The 25,391-nt window shown below is 39.5% G+C and carries 20 protein-coding genes; 5 read left to right on the forward strand and 15 right to left on the reverse strand.

What is annotated here, in order from left to right; all coding sequences use genetic code 11:
- The first annotated feature begins 76 nt into the window (after positions 1–76).
- Positions 77–2,638, forward strand: coding sequence for a hybrid sensor histidine kinase/response regulator (locus tag ABD930_RS08355; protein WP_345231262.1), 2,562 nt, complete (start codon positions 77–79; stop codon positions 2,636–2,638).
- Positions 2,639–2,651: 13 nt separating this feature from the next.
- On the opposite strand, the gene ABD930_RS08360 is transcribed toward ABD930_RS08355, so the two are convergent.
- The 4 genes from ABD930_RS08360 to ABD930_RS08375 form a co-directional block, all read right to left on the reverse strand.
- A complete protein-coding gene (locus ABD930_RS08360) occupies positions 2,652–3,032 on the reverse strand; it encodes a co-chaperone GroES (protein WP_345231263.1) in 381 nt (126 codons plus the stop codon).
- A 75-nt stretch (positions 3,033–3,107) separates the two neighbouring features.
- Positions 3,108–4,475 carry a sigma-54-dependent transcriptional regulator gene (locus ABD930_RS08365; RefSeq protein ID WP_345231264.1) on the reverse strand — a complete coding sequence of 456 codons (1,368 nt, stop codon included), beginning with the start codon at positions 4,473–4,475 and terminating at the stop codon, positions 3,108–3,110.
- Between the two features lie 130 nt (positions 4,476–4,605).
- Positions 4,606–5,874 carry an NADP-dependent isocitrate dehydrogenase gene (icd, locus tag ABD930_RS08370; protein ID WP_345231265.1) on the reverse strand — a complete coding sequence of 423 codons (1,269 nt, stop codon included), beginning with the start codon at positions 5,872–5,874 and terminating at the stop codon, positions 4,606–4,608.
- Positions 5,875–5,876: 2 nt separating this feature from the next.
- Complete coding sequence (locus ABD930_RS08375; RefSeq protein WP_345231266.1) at positions 5,877–8,054, reverse strand: cation:proton antiporter; 2,178 nt, start codon at positions 8,052–8,054, stop codon at positions 5,877–5,879.
- Between the two features lie 281 nt (positions 8,055–8,335).
- On the opposite strand from ABD930_RS08375, the gene ABD930_RS08380 reads away from it, so the two are divergent.
- Positions 8,336–8,671 carry a MerR family transcriptional regulator gene (locus tag ABD930_RS08380; RefSeq protein WP_345231267.1) on the forward strand — a complete coding sequence of 112 codons (336 nt, stop codon included), beginning with the start codon at positions 8,336–8,338 and terminating at the stop codon, positions 8,669–8,671.
- Here the strand turns inward: ABD930_RS08380 and fbp are convergent.
- The 10 genes from fbp to ABD930_RS08430 form a co-directional block, all read right to left on the reverse strand.
- Positions 8,655–9,698 (reverse strand): class 1 fructose-bisphosphatase, encoded by a 1,044-nt coding sequence (gene fbp / locus ABD930_RS08385; RefSeq protein ID WP_345231268.1) that lies wholly within the window; start codon positions 9,696–9,698, stop codon positions 8,655–8,657. The genes ABD930_RS08380 and fbp overlap by 17 nt on opposite strands.
- A gap of 347 nt (positions 9,699–10,045) precedes the next feature.
- Positions 10,046–10,540: a metallophosphoesterase family protein gene (locus tag ABD930_RS08390; RefSeq protein WP_345231269.1), complete on the reverse strand. Its 495-nt coding sequence runs from the start codon at positions 10,538–10,540 to the stop codon at positions 10,046–10,048.
- Between the two features lie 21 nt (positions 10,541–10,561).
- A complete protein-coding gene (locus tag ABD930_RS08395; RefSeq protein WP_345231270.1) occupies positions 10,562–11,134 on the reverse strand; it encodes a Maf family nucleotide pyrophosphatase in 573 nt (190 codons plus the stop codon).
- 251 nt (positions 11,135–11,385) lie between these two features.
- Positions 11,386–11,904, reverse strand: coding sequence for a KdsC family phosphatase (locus tag ABD930_RS08400; RefSeq protein ID WP_345231271.1), 519 nt, complete (start codon positions 11,902–11,904; stop codon positions 11,386–11,388).
- Between the two features lie 17 nt (positions 11,905–11,921).
- Positions 11,922–12,704, reverse strand: coding sequence for a Rossmann-like and DUF2520 domain-containing protein (locus tag ABD930_RS08405; protein ID WP_345231272.1), 783 nt, complete (start codon positions 12,702–12,704; stop codon positions 11,922–11,924).
- 81 nt (positions 12,705–12,785) lie between these two features.
- A complete protein-coding gene (locus tag ABD930_RS08410; RefSeq protein WP_345231273.1) occupies positions 12,786–15,233 on the reverse strand; it encodes a heme lyase CcmF/NrfE family subunit in 2,448 nt (815 codons plus the stop codon).
- A gap of 47 nt (positions 15,234–15,280) precedes the next feature.
- Complete coding sequence (locus ABD930_RS08415) at positions 15,281–15,679, reverse strand: cytochrome c maturation protein CcmE domain-containing protein (RefSeq protein WP_345231274.1); 399 nt, start codon at positions 15,677–15,679, stop codon at positions 15,281–15,283.
- Positions 15,680–16,029: 350 nt separating this feature from the next.
- Positions 16,030–16,428 (reverse strand): alternative ribosome rescue aminoacyl-tRNA hydrolase ArfB, encoded by a 399-nt coding sequence (gene arfB / locus ABD930_RS08420; RefSeq protein WP_345231275.1) that lies wholly within the window; start codon positions 16,426–16,428, stop codon positions 16,030–16,032.
- Between the two features lie 61 nt (positions 16,429–16,489).
- Positions 16,490–17,071 (reverse strand): DUF6266 family protein, encoded by a 582-nt coding sequence (locus ABD930_RS08425; protein ID WP_345231276.1) that lies wholly within the window; start codon positions 17,069–17,071, stop codon positions 16,490–16,492.
- A gap of 14 nt (positions 17,072–17,085) precedes the next feature.
- Positions 17,086–17,724 carry a DUF6266 family protein gene (locus tag ABD930_RS08430; RefSeq protein WP_345231277.1) on the reverse strand — a complete coding sequence of 213 codons (639 nt, stop codon included), beginning with the start codon at positions 17,722–17,724 and terminating at the stop codon, positions 17,086–17,088.
- 341 nt (positions 17,725–18,065) lie between these two features.
- Here ABD930_RS08430 and cmk point away from each other — a divergent pair, with 341 nt between their 5' ends.
- From cmk to ABD930_RS08445, 3 genes are all read left to right on the forward strand, one after another.
- Positions 18,066–18,758 carry a (d)CMP kinase gene (gene cmk, locus ABD930_RS08435; RefSeq protein ID WP_345231278.1) on the forward strand — a complete coding sequence of 231 codons (693 nt, stop codon included), beginning with the start codon at positions 18,066–18,068 and terminating at the stop codon, positions 18,756–18,758.
- Positions 18,759–19,218: 460 nt separating this feature from the next.
- The gene (rpsA, locus tag ABD930_RS08440) at positions 19,219–21,159 is read left to right on the forward strand and encodes a 30S ribosomal protein S1 (protein WP_345231279.1); all 1,941 of its coding nucleotides are present in this window, start codon (positions 19,219–19,221) and stop codon (positions 21,157–21,159) included.
- 148 nt (positions 21,160–21,307) lie between these two features.
- Positions 21,308–23,698, forward strand: a complete 2,391-nt coding sequence (locus ABD930_RS08445) for a glycoside hydrolase family 3 N-terminal domain-containing protein (protein ID WP_345231280.1) — start codon at positions 21,308–21,310, stop codon at positions 23,696–23,698.
- A 75-nt stretch (positions 23,699–23,773) separates the two neighbouring features.
- Here the strand turns inward: ABD930_RS08445 and ABD930_RS08450 are convergent, their stop codons facing one another.
- The gene (locus ABD930_RS08450; RefSeq protein WP_345231281.1) at positions 23,774–25,387 is read right to left on the reverse strand and encodes a SusD/RagB family nutrient-binding outer membrane lipoprotein; all 1,614 of its coding nucleotides are present in this window, start codon (positions 25,385–25,387) and stop codon (positions 23,774–23,776) included.
- Positions 25,388–25,391 lie beyond the last annotated feature (4 nt).

The raw sequence follows: 25,391 nt of genomic DNA on the forward strand, positions 1-25,391 counted from the left end.
TTTGAAGTGGCGAGTTTTCTTTGGTTACCTTTCTTTTTCGGTAAAAAGAAAGTAACAAATTTTGTAACTTTACGTAATGTCTGATCAGAAAAAGCTATCGAACAAGAGTGTTAGGCGAAAGGTAATATTCGTTTTCATCTGCTGTTGCATCGCGCTAGGTTTAGCTTGGACAATTAGTAAGGATGCGTTTAACCAAGTTATTACCGCCGTAGACAACATTGCTAAGCCAAATAAAAAAATGCATTTGGTTAGTCAAGTTTCCAGAGATATTATGCAGCTGGATCAACTTCAAAGAGCACAGGTGTTAACTGCAGACAATAGTACCTATGAAAGCTTTCTAAAAGAGTCAAAGCTTGTTTCTTCTGCTCTGGATTCCCTAAAAGACCTCTATGCAGAAGATAGCAGCCAGATTGTCCGTATTGATTCCATTAAAATATTACTGAAGGAACGGGATAAGCTCTTCAAAGCCTATGTTCAAGTTCGGGGAAAGATGGTCGATAGCCACGAGTTTTCCCAACAGCTCCAAACTATCGGTGATATTTTACAGAATACTCCGGCTGCCGATACGACGGTAGTGACGAAAAGAAAGATTACGGAAACCACGACTACGGAACCTGATAGTATCGCTTCCATCGATTCAGGCAAAGACGACCGTTCCTTCTTTGGTAGATTGTTTGGCTCGAAGCGAAAAAATACATCTCCCATCAATGCAGCCATTAATCAACCTAGCCGGAAAGTGAAGGAGAAATTAGATGAATTACTAATCGACACTATCAGTACCTCAAGACAAGACAGCGCCATTAGGCTTATAGACAGCGTCCTGCATGTTATTGAAGAGACACAACGTGCGCAAAGTGATTCCTTTATTGATCGGGAAGTCGAATTAACCTACGCAGGGAATTTATTAGTTAGTAAAATGCTGAGCATCCTGAATGAAGTGGAGAAAGAAGGGATGTTGCAAATGGAAACTGAAAATGCCGTTGCCCGTTTTGTCATGAACCATAGTCTAAGCAGGATAAATTTAGTCATATTAGGTTTTTTTGGCATTACTGCTGTTTTGGTTGCCTTGATCCTGGCAGATATCCGGAAAAGTAATCGATATCGGCGAGAACTGGAGGTAGCCAAAGAAGAGGCAGAATACCATAGTGCTGCGAAACAACGATTCTTGTCCAATATGAGCCATGAACTGCGTACTCCCCTACAATCGATTATTGGTTACGCAGAACAACTACGAGAGGAACATCCAGAAGATAGCCGCAAGGTAAATATCATTTATCAATCTTCGGAACATTTATTGCAAATTGTAAATGAGGTATTAGACTATAACCGCATTAATTCCGGAAAATTCCACTTTAACAACCAAGATTTCTATCTCGCACAACTTATTGATGAGGTGGTCGCTGCCATGCAGTTACAGGCTGAAGAGAAGGCACTGGCTTTAAATTTGATTACTGCTATTGCGGACAGTGGATACGTTTTTGGAGATCCTTTCCGTATTAAACAAATACTTTACAATTTGTTAAGTAATGCCATCAAATTCACGGACAAAGGCTCAGTTAATCTTACGGTAAAAACAACGACTGATGACGAAATCGTTTTATTGCAAATAAAGGTTCAAGATACCGGAAAAGGGATTCCGGAAAGTGATGTTCACCGCATTTTTAATGAGTTTGAGCAAGCAGAAAACTCTAATTCAGGCATCCATTTTGGTAGTGGCTTAGGACTAAGCATCGTAAAAACCCTATGTGAAGCCATGGGTGGCCACATTGAAATACAAAGTCAATTGAATAAAGGGTCTGTATTTGACGTAACGATACCCCTTAAAACATCTACCTTTGTTGCAGAAAATCAGGAAGACACCAATCTGATTCCGATTAAAGATTTTCAGGGTACGATATGGGTGATTGATGACGATCAATTCATTCTTGAACTGTGCCATAATATCTTTAATAAATACCACATTCGCCATCGTACATTCTCCACACCGGAAGAGCTCTTGCAAACGCCGTGGGATCCATCGGTTAGCATTTTACTAATGGATATGCGTATGCCTGGAAAAACGGGTGTCGAGCTCAACCATGAATTGAAACCGATTATTGGGAAAGAAGTAAAGGTCTATGCCTTTACGGCCCAAGCCCTCCCAGAAGAGCGGGAACAAATTCTTTCGCAAGGCTTTGATGGCCTATTGTTAAAGCCATTTAAAGAGATTGATTTATTGCACCTTCTCGGATTAAAGAAAAATCTGGAAGAGACTTTAACGATCAAAAACAGAAATGATTTAAAAGATTTCGACTTTTCAAATCTTAAAAAGTTAGCGTTTAACGACAATACGCAAATTATAAAAATTCTACATATCTTTTTAAAAGATACCGCTAAAGATCTTATCAAGTTACGTAATGCCCTACAGGGCAATGAACGGGAAGAATTGGCCCTTATTTGTCATAAACTCGCTGGAAGGACCTCTCAAATTGGCGGACAAAAGATCGCTACAAAACTGAGAAAATTAGAAATAGACATTCGTAACAACGAATTTGATATTTTAGAAATTCAAGGTGTTATTGATCAGCTATATCGCCTATTGGATTACTTAAAAGAAGAGCTGCATACCAAATCATTTGTCAGCAGCTCCTTAGCCTAGTTAGGGCTAGGCCTTATAGTTCCTCTTCCCGCTCCAGCATCAATATCGCTCCTTGTGGAACAATAAAATACTTTTCGCCTTGATAAGCAATTTCAGTAGATCCGCTCACTAAAAAAAGAGCCAAGTCTCCTTCTTGGGCTTGAAGTGGAATATATTTAATCTTTTCTTCTTTTGACTTCCAAGCATCATCTTCGTCAGTTACCAAGGGGATCGCGTAACCAGGGCCGGTCTTAATCACATAACCCTGTTGCACTTTTTCTTTTTCCTGTACACCAAGTGGAAGGTAAAGGCCACTTGCTGTTCTTTCGTTAGGTGTTGAAGGTTTTACCAATACCCGATCACCAACCACAATAAGCTTTTTCAATTTGTTATCCTGTGTTACCTGAACTGTCATACGTATTATCTTTTACTCATCAGGTACATTAGCAAAAGCTGTGCAATCGTATAAAAAGATGCCATAATGGCAAGGTTATGAAATGCCGTATTTATCTAGCTTATTGTAAAGGGTTTTTCGGTCGATATTCAATACTTGTGCAGCCTTACTTTTATTATATTTTACCTGTTGCAATACATCTAAAATAAGTTGGCGTTCATGGGCTTCACTTTGTGACTTCAGATCTGGTGCTAAGGCATCACCTGGCGCTTGCTTATGCTTTTTATGCTGATTGATAGCTAGCACCATTTCATCCGGCAAAGCAGTAGCTTCGGCAGTGTCTCCAGCTGTCAATAAAACCATTCGTTTGATTACATTTTTCAGTTCACGCAAATTACCCGGCCAATCATAGGCTTTAAAAATAGCTCTGACTTCATCGGATAAATGGGTTACATTACGGTTTAACTCTTGATTTGCTTGTTTAACGAAGAAATCAACAAAGGTATCCATATCACTTCCACGATCCCTCAAGGCTGGTACAATAATTTCAAACTCATTGATACGGTGGTATAAATCTTCCCTAAAATTTCCTGACGAGAAACTTCCCAGTAAGTCATCGTTTGTAGCAGCAATAACCCGAACATCCACTTTAATCAACTTATTAGCTCCAATAGGTTGTATTACACGTTCCTGTAATGCCCGTAGCAATTTTATCTGTACATCATAAGATAGGTTACCAATCTCATCCAAAAACAACGTACCACCATCAGCTTCTTCAAATTGGCCTTTCTTATCGGTTAAAGCACCCGTAAAAGAACCTTTAATATGGCCGAAAAGCTCACTTGCGGCTAATTCCTTTGACAAGGTGCCACAATCAATCGAAACGAAAGGTTTATCTGCCCTTTTACTTTTCAAGTGGATTGACCGCGCCACATATTCTTTACCTGTTCCACTTTCTCCCCTAACCAACACCGACATATCGGTTGGTGCCACCAAATCAATATATTCGTGTAATTTCTTGGAAGGCTGGCTTGTGCCTTTAACAAAGGCTACCGTTTCGTTTTTATTTGTTTTCTTTATTTTACCAGTAGTTGCCACTTCCTGTTTATCGCCGCTGAGCGCATCCTTTAAAATCATGAGCAACTCATCCGGATTCACTGGTTTGGTGATATAATCAAATACCCCCAAACGCATGGCCTTAACTGCGGTACGTACATCATTAAAACTAGTCATGATAATCACCGGCATGTGTAAATCTCTTATACGTACCTCTTGGAGCACGTCCAATCCGGTGCCATCCCCTAAACGATAATCTAATAAAATCAACTGAATAGAGTCGTCTAGCGATTTGATACTACTCTTTACGTTATAACGCACTTCAACCTCATGACCATTCTTTTTTAAAAAACCTTCTAGAATAGCGGAAAACGTAGTATCATCTTCTACAAGCAGTATCTTAGCCATATATTATCTTTCTTTATCCTCCAAAATAGACATGCTATTTTGGAATACGATATTCTTTAGTCTACAAAAATAGTATTTTTCTGGCGGAGATTGACTATCCGCTTTGCGACTTCACTATTTACTAGCCATTTTAATCTGCCATATACCCGATAATCGCATCGCCAAATGCACTTGTTTTCAATAAGGTGGCGTTTTCCATTTGATTATAAAAATCTATGGTTACCCTTTTCGATGCGATGGTCTTTTGCAAAGCCTTCGTTATCATTGCCGACACTTCATGCCATCCAATATAATCGAATAGCATTACGCCGCTCAAGATGACCGAAGATGGGTTCATCGTGTCGGTATTAGCAAAACGTGGAGCAGTACCGTGCGTTGCTTCAAAGACAGCGTGCCCGGTATGATAATTAATATTTGCACCTGGTGCTATACCGATACCGCCAACGATTGCTGCTAGTGCGTCTGAAATATAATCACCATTTAGATTCAATGTTGCTATTACCGAGTAATCTTTAGGATTAAGAAGAATCTGTTGCAGAAAATTATCTGCAATAACGTCTTTAATAATGACTTTCCCGGCATCTTGCGCTTGCTTTAATTGTCTATTTGCTTCTTCTTCGCTATGATCAGCCTTCCATTTCTCCCATTGATTCCACGTAAATACCTGATCAGCAAATTCGGTTTCTGCCAAGGCATAGCCCCAATTCTTAAAGGCGCCTTCTGTAAACTTCATAATATTCCCCTTGTGTACCAGACTAACGGATGGTCGCTTGTGATCCAACGCATATTGGATAGCTGCCCGAATTAATCGAACCGACCCTTCCTTTGATACCGGTTTAATTCCTAGGGCCGTTAATTCCCGAAAAGGATAATCTACCTGAAATTGATCAACAAGAATGCGTTTTAGGGATTGTGCCGCCTCACTGTTGGCTTCAAACTCAATTCCGGCATAGATATCTTCCGTGTTTTCCCGAAAGATAACCATATCAACATCTGCCGGGCGTTTAACCGGTGATGGTACCCCTTCGATCCATGAAAGTGGGCGTTGGCAGACAAAGAGATCAAGTGTTTGTCGGATGGTCACATTCAACGAACGAATACCTCCGCCAACAGGTGTAGTAAGGGGCCCTTTAATCGAAACGATATAATCCCGCATGGCATCAATACTTTCTTGTGGTAACCATTCGCCAACCTCATCAAAAGCCTTTTGTCCCGCTAAAATTTCCTTCCAAACAATGGCTCTTTTCCCATGGTAAGCATTACGGATCGCTTCATCAAAAACCCTGACAGCGGCATGCCATATGTCTGGTCCAATACCATCCCCAATAATAAAAGGAATGATCGGTTGATCAGGAACAAGGAGTCCACCTGCTGCATTCGTTCTTATTTTATCTGCCATAACTATTTTTCCCTTTTTACGTTAGAAAATTTTTTATTCTTCATGGTTAACACGCTTCCCAGGCTCTTCCCTACTCTTTGTAAACGGGTGTATCCGCCATTGGCAGACATCGCGCTTACCTCATCATAATTATCAAAAACACTGGTAGGTCGCCTGCTTGGATAAATGAGTATCCGATTGTTACGCGTATATTGGCGTGCTAACTTTTTCGGAATGCCATTAAATGCTCGATGATAAGAGACCTCTCCTACCCTAGCTGAAATAAAGATTAACAAATCATTATCTTTAACATAAGCAGTTAAATTCGCCAATTCATCCCAATCGTTCCATTCGACGAATTTAATGGTGCAATTGATCTTGTTCTTTTTCAGGTAGTTTTTAATCGCTTCCATAGAACGGTGATTGGCGATCCCCTGTATAGGTAAGGTAAGCTCTACTGCCAGCTGCCCAACCTTATTCAACCAATAAGAAAAACCTTTCTCGTCTTCCGCCATAGGTGGGCAAATCAGTGTAATGCGATTATCACTAATAAAAGGTTTGCCAAAGTGGCACATGAAAATATTGATGTCTGTTCTATTCAATATACTTTCCGTCTTTTCGCCCACCATTTTTTCGATGATACCCGTTTGACTTGGCCAACCCAACAAGATGCTATCGGCCAATACTTCCCTGGATGCCCGACTAATGCCGCCTGCAATGTTATAGTCAATTGTAGCCATCATATTCACTTCAATTTCACTACCCGACGCATATTTTGCCGTGGAATCAAGATTTTTCCGTGCCTTCTTTAAATTGGCCTCCGCCAATTCGTTATTTGGCACAACAGACAATATAGTAACCGGATGGGGCGACTTTTTGTTTTTGATCATTGTGGCAAAATCCAACAACATTTCCATATTGTTTAAATTGGCTATAGGTACCAGCAAATGTTCATCACGAATGACATCTTTTTCTTCAACAATCACGTCCTGTTCTCCCGACAAAACCACTTTCTTTGAAGCATTCTCCGTGGCTATAGAAGCTATAATGCAGGTAACCAAGATCAGCAGAATCGTTCCATTTAATACGGCCTCATCTATTATTTCATTTTCGTAACCGACCATCACAATAGCTAGGGTTGCTGCAGCATGTGCGCTACTAAGGCCAAAAATGACCTGCCTTTGTGCGGTACTATATTTAAAGGTATGCTGTGTAAACCAAGCGGCGATCCATTTTCCACAAACGGCTACCAATGTCAATGTACCTGCAACAATGAGCGCTTCAGGCCCCTTAAATAACACGTTTATATCCACAATCATCCCTACACTGATTAAAAAGAAGGGAATAAAAATGGCATTACCGATAAATTCGATCCTATTCATCAAGGCAGACGAATGGGGAATAAATTTATTCAGTGCTAACCCGGCCACAAAAGCTCCAATAATAGGCTCCAATCCAGCAATTTCTGCCATGAAGGCTGCGAAAAACACAATTAATAATACGAAAATGTAGTGCGACGTTTTTTCACTTTCCACCTTCTGAAAAAACCACTTGGCAATCCTCGGAACAATACCGAACATGATACCTAAAAATATAGCAAATGAAAGAGCCAATCTCATCCAAAATTGCTGATCTAAATGCCCTTGGGAAGATCCAACAATCACCGCCAAAATAATCAATACTGCTGTATCGGTTAAGATTGTACCACCAATGGTAATGGCAACGGCTTGATTTTTGGAAATCCCATAGCTGTTTACTACGGGATAGGCAACTAAGGTATGGGTGGCAAACATACTGGAAACCAAAATACTTGCCCAAACATCAAAGCCCAAGAGGTAATAACACACGGGATACCCAATCATGATGGGGACCAAAAATGTATATATACCAAATACAATGCTTTTATGACGGGTTTTTCTAAACTCGTTCATATCCAATTCTAGACCAGCAATGAACATGATATATAGCAAGCCAATGGTAGAAAATAACTTTACCGCATCGCTCTGTGCTAGAATATTTAATCCATGCGGACCAATAAGTACCCCAGAAAGTATTAAACCAATAATTCCGGGAATTTTTATTTTCCGCAATAGCATGGGTGCAAGTAGAATGATAAATAATATCAGCGAAAAGATCAGTACAGCATTAGTTAAAGGAGTATCAAAAGCGTGGGCTATATGTTCAAAAAAACTTTTATTCATAAAATATCTTTACCGCAAACTTAGATAAATTCAATTCCCCTCAGCCATCAAGGGCTATTTTATAGAGGAAATCTATCAATAAACGAATGATCCTAAATATAGTTTTTTTCCTGAAAACACGCATTAAAAATTAAACTTTCTTTGGCAACTACGAGATAGCTTGAATGCCTATAAAACAAACACTTCATGAAAAAAAGAATTAACTATTGAACATATCAGGTATTTCTGTTAGTTTTGAAGGATATAATGGCCACAATGCTAACATCCAAATAGCTAAAAACATGCCGTATAAAGAACGAGAAATAAATAAGCTTTACTACACCATGGGTGAAGTTACGGAAATGTTTGGCGTAAATGCCTCTCAGATCAGATTTTATGAGCGTGAATTTGATATCATTCAACCCAAGAAAAACAAAAAGGGAAATCGACTATTTACCCCTGAGGATATCGAGCATCTGAAAATCATTTTCAATTTAGTAAAAGATAAAGGTTATACCTTACAAGGAGCACGTGATTATTTAAAAGCCAATAAAAACCAAGCGAAAGAGAACCAACGGGTGATTGATTCTCTTGAAAGACTGAAGCAATTTTTAATAGAAGTTAAGGAACGCTTATAGTCGCCTGTTCAGCAGTCGTTTGATTCCCCGTTAGGTTTAGAAATTCTACTAATGTATGAACCATATTTTCTGAACCCAGGAAAATTGCCGATCGCTGATGTAAATGGCTTGGAACGATATCTAAGATCCGATCGGTACCGTTAGTAGCGACGCCGCCAGCCTGCTCCAAAATAAAGGCCATTGGATTGCATTCATATACGAGCCTCAATTTTCCTTGAGGATAGGCAGCAGATACCGGATAAAGAAAAATACCACCTTTAATTAAATTTCGATGGATGTCTGCTACCATGGATCCAATATACCGTGATGTATAGGGTCGGTTAGTATTAGAGTCTTCTGCTTGACAGTACTTGATGTAGTCTTTAACACCTTGTGGGAAATGGACATAATTACCTTCGTTGATGGAATAGATATTTCCCTCTTTAGGAATGCGCATATCCGGATGTGAGAGACAAAATTCGCCAATGGAAGGGTCGAGTGTAAAACCATTAACTCCTTTACCGGTCGTATAAACTAACATGGTAGACGAACCATAAATAACATATCCAGCTGCTACCTGATAACGCCCCCGTTGCAAAACATCGCCAATTAATGGTTTGCCTTCCAAGCTTTGCCTACGGTAAATAGAAAAGATAGTACCAATCGCAACGTTAACATCAATATTAGAGGAGCCATCTAATGGATCAATCGCCACAATATATTTTGCGTTTTTAGAAATTTCGGATTGTATGTACACACATTCATCATGTTCTTCAGAAGCCACTACACAACATTCCCCACCACTTCTTAGTGCAGAAATAAATTGCTCATTTGCATAAACATCCAACTTCTTCTGCCCTTCACCTTGTATGTTTATCGTACCGGCATCACCTAGAATGTCCACAAGTCCTGCTTTGTTAACTTCCCGGTTAACAATCTTAGCGGCAATGCCAATATCTCGTAATAATCTGCTTAACTCTCCCTTTGCATAAGGAAAATCAGCCTGCTTCTCAATAATAAATTGACCAAGGGTTTTTACAGCTTGCATGTTTTTTGTTTTTAAATCGGTTTGTTCATTCACAGCCATTTCGTTTAGATGGCGGCAAAGATAACATAAAAAACATACTTAGTGTAAAGTAACAAAAAATACAATTGTGTAAAACGCACACAAATATTTTTATATAATACTGAATTAAAACAATTTAGCAAATTTAAAAATGAAACAAAATTAGTTTTAAGTGTAAATTTTTATGTTACTTTTTTCCGCAGACCGCAATTAGCTTGAACACCTTTAAAAACAAACCTATTATGAAAAATTAACCAAAGGCTCATCACTTGGAACTTCGCTATCAAGGTAGTGCATCAACCTGCCAACAGCAAATTTCCTATGCGATATTAGCCCCTCCCAAGTAACTCAATGACTTCTAAATTTTTAATTTCCGTTCCGTTAATTTCCAGTCGCATAAGCGTCCTTACCTTATGCCACCCTTGTTTACCCGCTGCTCCAGGATTAAGGTGCAAACAATTGATTTTTTTATCATACATCACCTTCAATATATGCGAATGACCTGAAATGAAAAGCTTAGGTGGAGCAGCATAAAGTTGTTGGCGTATGCGTGGTGCATATTTTCCAGGATATCCACCGATATGAGTCATCCAAACATCGACTGATTCGCAAGTGAACCTCAAATCTTCCGGATAAAGTGCTCGAATATGCTGGTCGTCAATATTTCCATAAACCCCACGTAGCGGTTTAAACGCTGACAGCTCATTAACCAGTTCCAATGTTCCAAAATCTCCGGCATGCCAAATCTCGTCACATGCGGCAAAATGTTTAAATATTGACTGATCTAAATAACCATGGGTATCGGCAAGGAGGCCAATTTTCATTTGATTAGCGGATTATAGTAATTAAAGTTTGATAAGTTCCTTATAGAGTTTAGCGGTAGGCAAGCCCATCACATTTGTATAAGATCCCTCAATATGGTCTACCGCAACAGCGCCTATCCACTCTTGGATTCCATAAGCGCCAGCTTTATCAAAAGGTTTATAGGTATTCAAGTAATAAGCAATTTGCTCATCATTCAACTTATTAAAATAAACCGCTGTAACTTCGTAAAAAGACCGCACCTTATCTTTAGTTTTTAAAGCTACACCTGTTATGACTTCATGCCGTTTATCAGACAATTGCTTTAACATCTTAAATGCTTCCTCATAGTCTGCTGGCTTTCCTAAAATCATATCATCAATGCTAACCACGGTATCTGCAGTAATAACCAAATCATTATCAGCATGAATAGGAAATGCTTCGGCCTTTTTTGTAGCAATATATAGGGCTACGGCAGCTCCCCGCATAGAAACCGGATAGCTTTCATCAACTTCTTTCACTTCCACTTTAAAATTTAAGCCCAATGAAGCCAGCAATTCTTTTCGCCTTGGCGACTGAGAAGCAAGAATGATGTTTTTATTTGCTAAATTTTCCATGACATTATAAATAAGTTGTGCGTTACCGGTTACGCGTTGCGAGTTCTTAGTTGTTGGTTGTTAGTTGTGCGTTCTTAGTTGTCTTTATGGCTTATAGCTTATAGCTTATTCCCAATTAACCATCAACCTAAACACGACATAAGAAACAAGTAACAAGACACAAGACCTTAAGCGAAAAGCTAAAACCAAGAGCCTCTAAGAATATCTTTATACTTTATACTTGATACTGATGTCTTGATACCTAATAACCACTAACCACTCCTAACGCTCGTATCATTATCCCACACCTGTTGCAATTTTAACACCTTCTCCAATACATCCCTTACCGCACCATCGCCTCCTTTTTTCGGACTGATATAGGCGGCAATGGCTTTAATTTCTTCAACGGCATCCGCTGGACATACGGGCATTCCAACCCTTTGCATGATAGCCAAATCTGGAATATCATCGCCCATATATAGCACCTCTTTAGCTGTTATACCCAAGTTCTCTAACCAACGATTAAAAACACTTAACTTATCTTGAACACCTAAATGAACAGCTTTTACCCCCAAACCTTCCATCCGCCGTTGCACCCCTTGTGATTTGCCGCCCGTCAATACGATCATAGGGTAACCTTTTTTAATGGCTAATTGAATGGCATAACCATCTTTAATGTTAAACGTCCGCAATTGATGCCCTTCTTCGGTAACCATTACCGTTCCGTTGGTAAGCACCCCATCTACATCAAATGCAAATGCTTTTACCGCTTTCAACTTTTCTAATAACACTCTTTGGTCATTTTGTTTTACATCTTCTTTCCATTTTCCAGATGGCGACGGGCAATACCCTCGCTTAATATGCGATACACTTGTTGCCAATCGGGGTGAGCATCCAGTAAAGCAAGATGCCTGTCCAGAATAACGCCGTCATTGCGAATTGCCGGGCCAGTTTGCACATCATTTGGATTATGCGTTTGTATTTTGTTGGCTGTTTCAGCAATTAACGGTTTTAATAAGCCAAAATCGACCTTCTTTTCTTGTAAAAAATCATGGGCAACCGCATATAGGTAATTACTGAAGTTACAAGCTAATACTGCTCCTAGATGCAGACATTTACGCTGTTCAGAATTATATTCATGAATCAACGGTGATAATTTAAATGCTAGATTTAAGATTTCGGCTTTCGTCTGGGCATCGGAAAACTCCAAAATTAATGGAACCTTTGAAAAGTCTAAAGCCACTTCTTTGGAAATGGTCTGTAAGGGATAAATCACTCCATAAGCGGTAGAATAAGGCTGTAAAACAGCAATATCCGTACTGCCTGACGTGTGGAGTAAAATCTTGTTTCTCAACCGCAGCGCGCCGGCCACTTCCTCTATTGCCTCATCTTTTACCGCAATAATATAAACATCAGCTTCGGTCGTAATATAAAATAAATTATCAATAGGCTCTGCTCCTATTCCCTCCGCTAAATGCTTAGCATGGGCTATATTCCGGCTAAATACCTGTTTGATATGATAACCTGCTTTCTTTAAAGCATAGGCTAGATGTGTAGCTACATTTCCGCTTCCTAATAGTACAATATTCATAAATTCATAAAAAAACACGGAAACTAATGGTGAGCACCATAGCCCCGTGCTGTAAAATTAACAATAAAAGGACGAAAAAGTTTAAGTGACTCTCCTTTTAAGGTCTTTATTCCTTCTGAAGATAGACAACAGGAAGCCAATCGTCATAATGATTGTTCCACACCAAAAGAAATTAATATATGGAAATTCAATAGCCTTCATTACAATCCATTTCTTTTCTGGCAACGGTTTCTGATAAAGCATGAGCTCCATCCCTTCATTAGGAACAATCCGTGTAAAACGCATGCGTAAGCCCTGCTCTTCAACATCTTTGGCAAAGTCAAAACTATTACCATTCTTAATTAAATATTTCGGATCAGCTGTAAACACTTCGCCCGTAACCGCATGGACTTCCAATTGCAGGGCAAATAACAAATCGCCATTGGCCAGTGGGATATTTTGAAGCTTTGCATTCCGATCAACTCCTTTAACCACGATGAATCCATTTTTATAACGAAGTGTATCGCCGATATTAACCAATTGAGTGGTAGGTTCTTCATAGCCATCAGCTGTGTCACCGCCTTCATGAGTATGTTCTTCCCCCATCGGATCATCCATTTTAGGAGCTGATGTGACGATGGTGTAAATATCTTTAGTCAGATAATGCCGAGTACTTGGCGTACCAATAAGGCCCATCTTAGGGTTTTGTTGCGCATTTGGCTGGAGTTGAAAACGTTCTGTTATTTTTCCGGTATTGTCTTTTTTCTCGTAATTTACCTTATAGTAAATATTCGGACTTACCATACTATCTCCCACATAAGTTATGGTATAGCCTCCCATTTCTACGGGTTGATTCATATAAAGGAATAAGTTTTCACCAGGCTTTTCCTGTTCTTCAAAACCTGCAATCGGAATAGAGCCTCCGGCATTTAAGGATACCACTTTATTCGTAGCTGCTGCCACTAAAGCACCAATAATCAACAAAGCAAATCCGATATGTGCGATGGACGACCCCGCCAATTTCCATTTGCCTTTAAGTGCGTCTCCAAGAACCCTAGCATTTGCCACCAACGAAAAAATAGCGGCAAAAGACAAAACAATAAACATCACTTGGGTATACACTTTCGTAACATAAACCAAAACCGCTGTTAGCACAATGGAAAGTATGAAGGAAACCAATAAATTAGCATAAAATACTTTTGGAGTCGTTTTCTTATATTTTAAAAACTGCGCGATAGCTGAAAGAACTAATACAACGATAGCAAAGGCTGCCTGCCATTTATTGTAATGTGCTATTACATCCACAGGAGGAGCTACTTTCGTTCCAAACAAGGCATTAAATACGGGAATAGATGTCGTAGCAATAATCTGCACACAGGCCACCACTAAAATCAATGCACCTATAAACAGCCAAAACTCTCTGGAATAGGTGTCTTCATCTTTTTTAGTTATCGGAAGTTCTTTCCAGCGAGAAGCCAAAAAGTAAATCATCATCACTAGAAACAAGACATTAAAAGCCACCAACTGCCAGTACATCCCTAAATCGGTAAAAGCATGGACAGATGTTTCTCCTAAGACCCCGCTTCGTGTTAAGAAAGAAGCATAAATAACCAATACAAAACTGATCAATACTAAGAAAGTAGCCGTAAAATAGGAGTGCCCAGAATTTTTATAGGCAATGATCACATGTACCGCAGCAATCAAAGTAAACCATGGAATAATGGATGCATTTTCTACCGGATCCCAGGCCCAGAAACCACCAAAATTCAAGGCCTCATAAGCCCAAAAGGAACCCATTATAATCCCAGCACCTAAAACCATCACTGCAAAAAGCGACCATGGAAGTGCAGGCCGTAACCATTCTTGGTATCGGCGTTGCCATAAACCGGCTATCCCATACGCAAATGGTACAACCATCGATGCAAAGCCTAAGAACAAAGTAGGCGGATGAATAACCATCCAATAATTCTGCAATAAAGGATTTAATCCATTACCGTCGGCGATCATGCTGAGGTAATTGGGATTAGAAAAAATGGGGGCCTCTAGTGCTTGCCGAAGAAGAATAAAAGGAGAACTTCCTACACGCTCACCCAAAACCTCTATACCCAATAACATGGAAGCCAAAACAGTTTGACAAAGCATAATAGATGTCATTACTGGATTTTCCCAATTTTTACTTCGCCAAACAACAACAATGGATAACATGGCTTGCCAAAACATCCATAACCAAAAGCTTCCTTCTTGTCCTTCCCAAAAACTAGAAATAATATAATAGACTGGCAAGGTACGTGATGAATGCGACCATGCGTAATGGTATTCGAATAAATGATTATATATAATATAGAAAAGGCTACTACCAATGCCGATTACCGCAATGATATTCAGGAAGAAGCTGATTCGCGCTAGTTTATGCCAAGAAGTATCTTCTTTATGTTTGGTGGCAAAAAAATAGCTGATGCAAGCCAACAAAGCAGTACCGAAAGATAGAATGATAAAAAATTGACCAAGCTGGCCCGGAAGAAGATGTTCGCCTTGAAATTGAATCTCCATTAGATTTTCTAAAATTTATGATGAAGCTTGGGGGTTTAAACTCATCCCTAGGTAGCCTTTGTTTCTGTTACTTCTACTTGATCCTTATTGTATTTTGAAGGACATTTCATTAATATTTTAGAAGCGTGGAATTCCTTTCCTATCATTTTACCAGTTAGTACAATTTGTTCAGAACGCTCAAAATCCTGCGGTTTTGAGCCACTGAAGACAACCTTACATTCTTTACCCTCTTTATCAATCATATAAAACGCAAAGTAATTTGCGTTCTCGGTAGGTTTATAGTAGAGCGCCTTCGTTTTATTCAACTCACCCACTACATGGATTTCAGCGGTCGTCTTTTGCGCGTCCGTAAATGTAGCATAGGTACTTGAATCTGTATAGATACTGATAATCATGGCGATCGCTATGGCGATAATAATGATACCCAGTATAGCTCCCTTCTTCATCTATAATACGTTTTATCTCCTCGATAGTGGTTACCAAGTAAAACCCCTGGCACCATAAGTTTAATACATTTCATCCGTAAATAATTTTTCTATTGGCCGGATGGAGCTTATCATGCTTTAAAATTTACATTGCCTCATGCGACTAAAATGAAATTTTAAACATGGGCGGTTCCTCTATAAAATAAATTTTCAATGGCAGAGGAGAAACCGATAAAATGCTTTTATATGTAACCAGATTATAATGCATATAAAAGGCAATTTTTTATAAATTTGGTACAAAAATACAAAATACTGTACAGTCGCGATGTAAAATACAAGCGACACTTATTATTAAGAAACATTCTAATTAATTATTCAGATACGCTTCTTCCTATTTTCAAAAGTGCTTGGTGTCTTTTATCTGCCAACCGTTTTTCATTAGATTTTTTACTTGGTTTCGTTTTCCTACGTATTTTAGGGATTTTTAATGCCTGATTAATTAATGATAATAATTTTTGTTGCGCTAATTCCTTATTTTTCAATTGGGATCGATCTTGCTGGCAGATAATTTGTAATGCTCCATCGCGTTGTATGCGTTTAGTCAAACGAGTTTTCACCAGTTGTTTTTCCTGTTCATTTAGCGTGCTGGCAGAAATATCAAACAATAACTCCACTTTCGTGGCAACTTTATTGACATGTTGTCCGCCGCTACCTCCGCTACGTGATGTCTTATAATGAATAAAAGGTTTTAAGTCGTCTATGTTATACATTTCAAATTCAAAAGTAAAAAGTAAAAATTCAGCTTAACGCATATAGCTTACTGCCTATTGCCTATTGCCTATTACTCCCCCGATACCCTTCAAAACCTCCTAAGTAAATGCTTTTACTATATTGATTTCCTTTAGCGCTTCGCACATAGAGGTAAAGATGAAAAAAGCCATCCGCAAAATGAACCGGCAGTTCCATCGCCAGATACTCTTCCTTACGGTAATAGGTCCGCTCATTCTTACCGGCCATTTGCAGTTCCGGACTATAGGCAATGAGCACAACTTCATCCGTATTTCGGCTTAAGGGATTCTCATTGCTCGAAAAATAAACCTCAACCAGCTGCTCGGATATAGCCACCTCTTCAATAGTCACTCCGGGTAAAAGCCCTAAGCTGATGGCAACCCGATCGGGCAGAATGTATTGTTCAGGGTACTGCCCTTCAATACCATCTTGCATCAGCTTCTTCAGCGCCCGCCCAAAAGCTTTACTTTTATTTCCATCGCCCTGCAGCAACCAGGTTTCGGCGATGATGGGTCGTAAAGGATGCAAAAAGCCCATTGCCAGCCGCATGCGCTGCTGGACAACCAGTTTGCCATGCGATTTTTCTTTCTTTTTAGGTTTCGTTCCGTCGTAAAAATATTCCATATCGTTATTCCTTTTTACTGTCTGCTATCTGTTATCGGCACATAGACCGTTCGCGAAACCTCTTTTCCACGGGTACTGCATAAAAAAAGCCATACATGCTGTATCGGTCCCCATTGCTTGTCAATCTTGATCAGGTAATGACCATCACTACGTATAGCAGACCCAGGCATGTAGAGACGTGCCTCATCCTCCTGATAAAAAACGATATATACCTGATCATCATTATCCCCTCGAACACCATAAGTCTTGGTATGCCAGCTCACTTCTATCCCTTCGGGGGTATATTTGGCTTGCTCATTACCTGGCGTAAAAAGCACTCCTTGACTGAATTGCACTTTGCGAAAGTTGACATAGGTTTTTCCCTCTTCCTCATACAGCGCCAGATCATAGTTGCCTTTCATGGCAGCATTCAGCTGGGTTTGCCGATTCAGGTATTGCCGGAACCCTATCGCTAAAAGGCGATGGATGGGCATTAAAAAATCGAGCAGTAATTTGAACTTTTCCTGCTGTTTCAACTGGGCTTCGGAAAATGTTGCATGTTTTTTTAAACGGGGTAAGCCCTTCATATAAGGAATGCTCTTCCATTTGCTACCAATTATACTTCCCGTTTTGCCACTGAACGATCCGTTTATTCCTTTTTTAAATGTACCCATATGGTTATTCGTTTATAAGTGAAGGCCATCGCGCTATACCTGCTTATCACCTGCAAGGTATCAATTTATCTCTTAAAATTTACAAAAGTTTTATTTAATTATTATTTAACATTAGCTTTTAAGATCATTTATTAGTCATTTAGTTGTCTTTTCATCGTCTTAAAGACGATGAAAAGACGGTCATAAGACGATAAAAAGACGATCAAATGTAGAAGTAGTATAGAATCACATAAGATTTAGGATATGTTTTGGTAATAAGAAGGTAGCCGACAATAGCGACACAGGGATAAGGAGGGCATGAAATTGTGGGAATGGGATTGTTTCGCTATGTTTGTACCTTCATGACAAAGAAAAATATTATTGTTGCCATTGACGGATATTCTTCCTGCGGAAAGAGTACGGTAGCCAAAGCCTTAGCCAATCAATTGCATTATGTATATGTAGATAGTGGGGCAATGTATAGAGCTGTAACCCTTTATTTTTTAAGAAATGGAATCCGTTTAGATGACGAACAGGCGGTTAATGAGGCGTTAAAACATATCTATATTGATTTTCACAAAGAACAGGGAAGTACTAGAGTATTGCTCAATGATGAAGATGTTTCGGAGGAAATCCGACAAATGCCTGTATCAGAGCAGGTAAGTGCCGTAAGTGCACTGAAAGCTGTTAGACAGGCCATGGTGGCCCAACAGCAGAAAATGGGCGAACGTAAAAACCTTGTCATGGATGGACGTGATATTGGTACAGCGGTGTTTCCGGAAGCAGCGGTAAAAATATTTATGACGGCCGACCCAAAGGTTCGTGCTGAGCGTCGTTATTTGGAATTAACAAATAAGGGACAAAACATCACCCTAGAAGAAGTTTTCGAAAACATTGCTCATCGTGATTACCAAGACACCACTCGGAAAGAAAGTCCGTTGGTAAGAGCCGAAGATGCCATTATCTTAGATAACACCGAAATGAATGAGGCAGAACAGCTAAATTTTGTACTGGCTAAAGTGGAAAAGGTAGACGGTAAAGGCTGTATGCTATAAGCTGTATGCTATAAGCTGTATGCTATAAGCTGTATGCTATAAGCTGTATGCTATAAGCTGTATGCTATAAGCTGTATGCTATAAGCTGTATGCTATAAGCTGTATGCTATAAGCTGTATGCTATAAGCTGTATGCTATAAGCTGTATGCTATAAGCTGTATGCTATAAGCTATAACCGACAACTAACAACCGAATAGGATGATTGTTACTTCCTTAACAAACGTATATCACCACGCTCAAAACTTATGCACGACACTTTACAGTGCATACTCACAACCCGCAACTCATAACGCACAACTTACCCCTTAAACCTCACACCTCATACCTTACACCTTATTGCCTTTACACCTGATAATCACCACTTTTTATCAAAAAACTAGCCTTTCTTGCTTTATTTAAAAATAATTTTTGCACCTTTGCAGTCCTGATAAATTTCAGGACAAAGGAGACAAATTAATTAATGGCAAAAAAACAAGAAGCAGAAAAAGAATTAAAAGCTAAGCAAGCTGAAATCCAAGACACTGATATCAAATCGGTTAAGGAAAAAGAAAACATAGAATCAGAAGCTGATTCGAAGTTTATTGACGAAATCAAATCGAACACTTGGATCACTCCCGAAGGTGACTTTGATTGGGACCAAGATGATAAAGGTTTCGGAAACTACAGCGCAGACGAGCGTGCTAAATTAGAAGAGCAGTACGCTGGTACGTTTAACTCCGTTAACAAAGGAGAAATCGTTGAAGGAACGGTTGTTTCTATCAACAACAAAGATGTGGTACTTAACATCGGTTTTAAATCAGATGGCTTGGTATCTCTTTCTGAATTCCGCGATCTACCCGACTTGAAAGTAGGCGATAAGGTAGACGTATTTGTTGAGTCACGTGAAGACGAGAACGGACAATTGGTTCTTTCCCGTAAACGTGCCAAAACCCAAAAATCATGGGAAGCTATCAATGAAGCGCTAGAAAACGACACGATCATAAATGGTTTTGTCAAGAGCCGTACTAAAGGTGGTTTAATCGTTGACATTAAAGGAGTTGAAGCTTTCTTACCTGGTTCACAAATTGACATCAAACCTATTCGTGATTACGATATTTATGTGGGCAAAACAATGGAATTTAAGGTGGTTAAAATCAACCATGAATTCAAGAATGTAGTTGTTTCCCATAAAGTATTAATCGAAGACGACTTAGAAAACCAAAAATCAGAAATCGTTGCCAAGCTTGAAAAAGGTCAGGTACTTGAAGGTACGGTTAAAAACATCACCGATTTTGGTGTATTTATCGATCTTGGTGGCGTTGACGGTTTATTACACATTACCGATATTTCATGGGGCCGCATTGAGCATCCAAAAGAAGTATTGTCACTAGATGAAAAGATCAATGTTGTTGTTCTTGATTTTGATGATGAGAAAAAACGGATTGCATTGGGCTTGAAACAATTAACTCCTCATCCATGGGAATCATTAGATCCGAACTTAGCGGTTGGTTCTAAAGTAAAAGGTAAGATCGTAACCGTTGCTGATTATGGTGCGTTCTTAGAAATTACACCTGGTGTAGAAGGTTTGATTCACGTATCGGAAATGTCTTGGTCTCAAAATTTACGTAGCCCTCAGGAATTCTTGAAAGTGGGTGATGAAATTGAGGCTGAAGTATTAACCTTGGATCGCGATGAGCGTAAAATGAGCTTGGGTATCAAACAATTGACTCCAGATCCATGGAAAAATATTGCTGAGCGCTATCCGATCGGAAGTAAACACAAAGCCATTGTTAAAAATATGACCAACTTTGGTGTGTTTGTTGAAATTGAAGAAGGCGTTGACGGCTTAATCCACATTTCTGATTTATCTTGGTCTAAGAAAATCAATCATCCAAATGAATTTACTAAAGTTGGTGAAGAATTAGATGTGGTTGTTTTAGAGCTTGACGAAGAGAATCGCAAATTAAGCTTAGGTCACAAACAATTAGAAGAAAATCCATGGGATACTTTCGAAACCATTTTCACGGTTGATTCTATTCATGATGGTACGGTGCTAAAAGTAACCGATAAAGGTGATATCGTCGCCCTTCCTTACGGTGTTGAAGGCTTCTGCCCTAGCAAACACAGTATTAAGGAAGATGGTAAACCATTAAAAGCAGAAGAATCTGCAGAATTCAAAATCATTGAATTTAACAAAGAGGCTAAACGCATCGTTATTTCACATTCTCGCATTTGGGAAGACCAACGGGCAGAAGCACGGGTTGAAGAATTCAATAACCGTAAAAAAGAAGCTAAAGCAGCTTCCAATGCGGTGAAGAAAGTGAAAGATTCTGTTGAAAAATCTACTTTAGGAGATTTAGATGTATTAGCTCAATTAAAAGAGCAAATGGAAGGCGAAGAAGGCGCGAAGAAATCTAAATAATAGCCCTCTTTCTTTCTTAAATAATTAGCGTGCCGCCCCCCTAAAGGGCGGCATTTTTTATGCTTGCTATTTATAAAAGTCATATGAACACTTTTAAACACATTTTAGTATCTTTAATCCATTATAAAAGATTCTTCTATTCAAGCTTATGCGTTACTTTTTCTACCATATTTTAGGATTATTTATCACCTCTCTCCTATTCGCTTTTAACCCTTCATACTTCCCGCCACTTTACAAAAACCCTAAACAACCTATCGATAAACGTGTAAGAGACTTGTTAAGTAGAATGACCATTGAAGAGAAGGTTGGGCAACTCTCTACGTTATTAGGCTGGGAGATGTATGCGAAAGAATCGGGACACATTACCGCCAGCGATCGTTTTAAAAACGCTGTAAAAACCGGACATATCGGTATGTTGTGGGCTACCTTAAGAGCCGATCCTTGGACAAAGAAAACACTCGAAACAGGGCTATCACCTGAAGAAGCAGCAAAAGCCACCAATGCTTTGCAACGGTATATGTTGGATAGTACGCGCTTGGGCATTCCTTTACTACTTGCTGAAGAGTGTCCTCATGGTCATATGGCTATTGGTACTACGGTATTTCCCACTGCCATTGGTCAGTCGAGCACTTGGAATCCTATGCTTATTCAGCAAATGGCACAAACAATAGCCTTAGAAACTCGTGCCGTAGGAGGCCATATCGGTTATGGTCCCATTTTAGACCTCGCGCGGGAACCCCGTTGGTCGCGACTCGAAGAAACCTACGGCGAAGATCCTGTGCTCAGCGCCAAAATGGGAGCTGCCATGGTAAGAGGCTTTCAAGGAACGGATTTGAAGAGTGGAAAAAATATTCTATCCACCTTAAAACATTTTACTGCTTATGGTATGCCGGAAGGAGGGCATAATGGTAGCAGTGTAAGCATTGGTTTAAGAGAATTATACCAATCTTATCTCCCACCATTTCAGGCAGCGATTCAAGCCGGAGCGCTATCCGTAATGACTGCCTATAATTCTATTGATGGCATTCCATGTTCTGCCAATCCCTTATTATTAAAAGAAATTCTTCGAAATCAGTGGCATTTTAAAGGGTTCGTTGTGTCCGATCTAGGCAGCATTTCTGGTTTAAAGGATAGTCACCATACTGCCGAAACGGCTGTTCAAGCCGCTGCCCAAGCAATTCATGCAGGGTTAGATGCAGATTTAAGTGGTTATGGTTACGGACCTTCCCTATTGAAGGCGCTAAAAGACGGATGGGTAACCGAATCAACGATAGACACGGCTGTTAGCAGAGTTTTGTATCAAAAATTTGCATTAGGTTTATTTGAAAATCCTTATGTTGATGAAAAAAAAATAAAAAGCATCGTACGGACACCAACACACATTGCGCTAGCACGTAAAGTGGCCCAAGAATCTATTATACTGCTAAAAAATCAGAACCAGCTTCTTCCCCTTTCCAAATCTTTAAAAAATATTGCTGTGATCGGTCCGAATGCAGATAACCTATACAACCAATTAGGAGATTATACCGCTCCACAGTCGGAAGACAATATTGTCACCGTTTTAGAGGGAATAAAGGCTAAGTTAGGCACTTCCAGCAATATTCATTATGTAAAAGGTTGTGCTATACGTGACACCAGCAATGCCGATATCAAAGGTGCAGTAGCTGCTGCCGAAAAAGCGGAAGCCGTTATTGTAGTGCTTGGTGGATCCAGTGCCCGCGATTTCAAAACGTCCTATCAAGAAACCGGTGCGGCCGAAGTAAAAGCTGCTGAGGGCGTTGTCAGTGATATGGAAAGTGGGGAAGGGTTTGATCGTTCTACACTAAACATGCTTGGCAAACAGCTGGAACTATTAAAAGCAATACAACAAACGGGCAAACCAATTGTGCTTGTCGCCATCAAAGGTAGGCCGCTCGATCTCAACTGGGCACAAGCGCATATAGACGCTATCGTCGATGCCTGGTATCCAGGGCAAGAAGGCGGAAATGCTATTGCAGACGTATTATTTGGCGATTATAATCCCGCAGGTCGATTAACCGTGTCCGTACCTAAGGCTATTGGGCAACTTCCAGTTTACTACAATTATAAAAATCCTACTAAGCACGATTATGTCGAAGTGGATGCCAAACCCCTCTATCCTTTTGGTTACGGATTAAGTTATACCACTTTTGCTTATGCCGATCTAAATATTCAATTAAACGAAGAGGCAGAGGATTTCAAGCTAACAGTCAGCTTTAAAATCAAAAATACCGGCGCCTATGCCGGTGATGAAGTTGTACAACTTTACGTACGAGATGAAGTATCCAGCGTGGTTACTCCTATTAAACAGTTAAAAGATTTTCGGCGTGTTCATTTGAAGAAGGATGAAGAGACCACGGTCAACTTTGTGCTCCGTGCAAGCGACCTCAAGCTGATGGATGCAAACATGAAATGGCTGACCGAAAAAGGTAAATTTAGTATTCTCGTTGGATCCTCTTCAGATCATATACAGCTCCATAGTGAAGTCGTTCTTCAGAAAGACTATCATCCTATTCATTAGCACCTAAATTGCCCCCGAAATGATCAAATCGGGGGCAATCGGTCGCCTTTTAATTTGCTCTTGATTACAATCAACTTATTTCACATCCCAAAAGATCTTGTTATCTCGAGTATCTTTACTCTGAACGGCTTGATAATTCGGGTTATAGCCTGTTTCGGAGCTCGGATATACCAAGCGATTAGGAGGTGTACGATATCCTTGCAGCTTACCTTCCGTCGGGAAATTCAATAGAGGATATTTGGTTCTACGGTATTCTGCCCACGCTTGTGGTGATTGAAGAAAACCGAAGTGAGCCCATTTTTGAGTCCAAATTTTAGCCAATTTATCATTAGAAGAACCTGTATAAGCAACTTGTTCATTACGGATAAACGCCGTAATGGCAGCATCGGTAGGTACTGTCTCTCTTCTGTTTGCATAAGCAGTATTGGTACTATTCAGATAATAATAAAAAACAATGGATTGCCTCAATGCCGTTTCATAATCGGTTTTTGCATTTGATTCGTTACCCCAGCGTTGTTCTGCTTCTGCCTTTAAAAAATTAACCTCAGAGGCCGTTATCATAATTCCAGGTAATTTTGAATTCACCAGAAATGTAACCGAATCCCAAGTAGAATAAGAGCTCCAATTTGTTTCCTGATCATTGACAGTAGCGTTCACTGCAAGCGCTTTATATTCTTTATTAGGTTTAAACACGCCATTTTCCGTTTTGCCATAACGATCGAACAATACAGGAATTCTGGGATCATTTACGGGCAATAATACCTTATTTAATAGATAGTCGGGTGCAGCATAAGTACCACCTTCCATAATGGCATTATTTAAATTGCCGGTATAGTCTGTCAATGGCTGAATGATAATATCTTCAGTTTGCGGATTGTAACTACCTACATTATCTCCATCAACCAGAGGATATTGTGCTGCGTTACTCAACATCTCCATAACACTTTGCTTCGCAGAACTTTCATCATAAAAAGATATCCGCATCAATAGACGTAATTTTAGTGCATTAGCAAATTTTCTCCATTTATGTGTATCTCCACCCAACATGATATCGTAACTATTAAATTGAGCTGTAGCCGTAGCGTCCGAAAAATAAGTTGCCGCGGCGGTAAGATCACTTATAAACTCCATATAAAGCTCCTTCTGATCGTCAAATTTGGCGTTATTTACGGTACTACTCGTTTCCAAGCTACCCGTTTCCGAATAAGGAATGTCACCCCATAAATCAACCAATTGAGAAGCATGATAAATCAGAATAATACGGCCGGCTTGCATAAATAGATCGTATTTGGCTTGATCAGCTTCACTCGTTTCACGATAAGCCTTTTCCATCAATCTGTAAAGAGCCATTACGCCATTTAAGGTAATTTGTCTGTCATTGTCATAAGATGTATGATAGAATTCTTTCCAATACGTTCCTATATAGCCATCATCATGTCGATATATATCATTTGCATTATAAAAGAAGTTCGTCTGGCTAAACTTACCGGGTTCTTGTAACAAAAAAGTACGGACATTGTAATAAGATGGTCTTACTTTTTCATTATTCAACATGGAGGTAAAAAAACCAGCAATACTTGTTTCACTGGTGTTTTCAGGATTATTAAACTTTTCTTCCAGTTCTTTTTTACAGGAAGCAAAAATTACACTGCAGATCGTCAGTGTAATATATACATATTTTCTTTTCATATCC

The sequence above is a fragment of the Olivibacter ginsenosidimutans genome, assembly GCF_039542865.1.
GTDB lineage: Bacteria > Bacteroidota > Bacteroidia > Sphingobacteriales > Sphingobacteriaceae > Olivibacter > Olivibacter ginsenosidimutans.

Bases quoted from the DNA above. Each gene is read 5' to 3' on its own strand.
- ABD930_RS08355 (WP_345231262.1), top strand. From the start codon at position 77: ATGTCTGATCAGAAAAAGCTATCGAACAAGAGTGTTAGGCGAAAGGTA.
- ABD930_RS08360 (WP_345231263.1), bottom strand. From the start codon at position 3,032: ATGACAGTTCAGGTAACACAGGATAACAAATTGAAAAAGCTTATTGTG.
- ABD930_RS08365 (WP_345231264.1), bottom strand. From the start codon at position 4,475: ATGGCTAAGATACTGCTTGTAGAAGATGATACTACGTTTTCCGCTATT.
- icd (WP_345231265.1), bottom strand. From the start codon at position 5,874: ATGGCAGATAAAATAAGAACGAATGCAGCAGGTGGACTCCTTGTTCCT.
- ABD930_RS08375 (WP_345231266.1), bottom strand. From the start codon at position 8,054: ATGAATAAAAGTTTTTTTGAACATATAGCCCACGCTTTTGATACTCCT.
- ABD930_RS08380 (WP_345231267.1), top strand. From the start codon at position 8,336: ATGCCGTATAAAGAACGAGAAATAAATAAGCTTTACTACACCATGGGT.
- fbp (WP_345231268.1), bottom strand. From the start codon at position 9,698: ATGCAAGCTGTAAAAACCCTTGGTCAATTTATTATTGAGAAGCAGGCT.
- ABD930_RS08390 (WP_345231269.1), bottom strand. From the start codon at position 10,540: ATGAAAATTGGCCTCCTTGCCGATACCCATGGTTATTTAGATCAGTCA.
- ABD930_RS08395 (WP_345231270.1), bottom strand. From the start codon at position 11,134: ATGGAAAATTTAGCAAATAAAAACATCATTCTTGCTTCTCAGTCGCCA.
- ABD930_RS08405 (WP_345231272.1), bottom strand. From the start codon at position 12,704: ATGAATATTGTACTATTAGGAAGCGGAAATGTAGCTACACATCTAGCC.
- ABD930_RS08410 (WP_345231273.1), bottom strand. From the start codon at position 15,233: ATGGAGATTCAATTTCAAGGCGAACATCTTCTTCCGGGCCAGCTTGGT.
- ABD930_RS08415 (WP_345231274.1), bottom strand. From the start codon at position 15,679: ATGAAGAAGGGAGCTATACTGGGTATCATTATTATCGCCATAGCGATC.
- arfB (WP_345231275.1), bottom strand. From the start codon at position 16,428: ATGTATAACATAGACGACTTAAAACCTTTTATTCATTATAAGACATCA.
- ABD930_RS08425 (WP_345231276.1), bottom strand. From the start codon at position 17,071: ATGGAATATTTTTACGACGGAACGAAACCTAAAAAGAAAGAAAAATCG.
- ABD930_RS08430 (WP_345231277.1), bottom strand. From the start codon at position 17,724: ATGGGTACATTTAAAAAAGGAATAAACGGATCGTTCAGTGGCAAAACG.
- cmk (WP_345231278.1), top strand. From the start codon at position 18,066: ATGACAAAGAAAAATATTATTGTTGCCATTGACGGATATTCTTCCTGC.
- rpsA (WP_345231279.1), top strand. From the start codon at position 19,219: ATGGCAAAAAAACAAGAAGCAGAAAAAGAATTAAAAGCTAAGCAAGCT.
- ABD930_RS08445 (WP_345231280.1), top strand. From the start codon at position 21,308: ATGCGTTACTTTTTCTACCATATTTTAGGATTATTTATCACCTCTCTC.
- ABD930_RS08450 (WP_345231281.1), bottom strand. From the start codon at position 25,387: ATGAAAAGAAAATATGTATATATTACACTGACGATCTGCAGTGTAATT.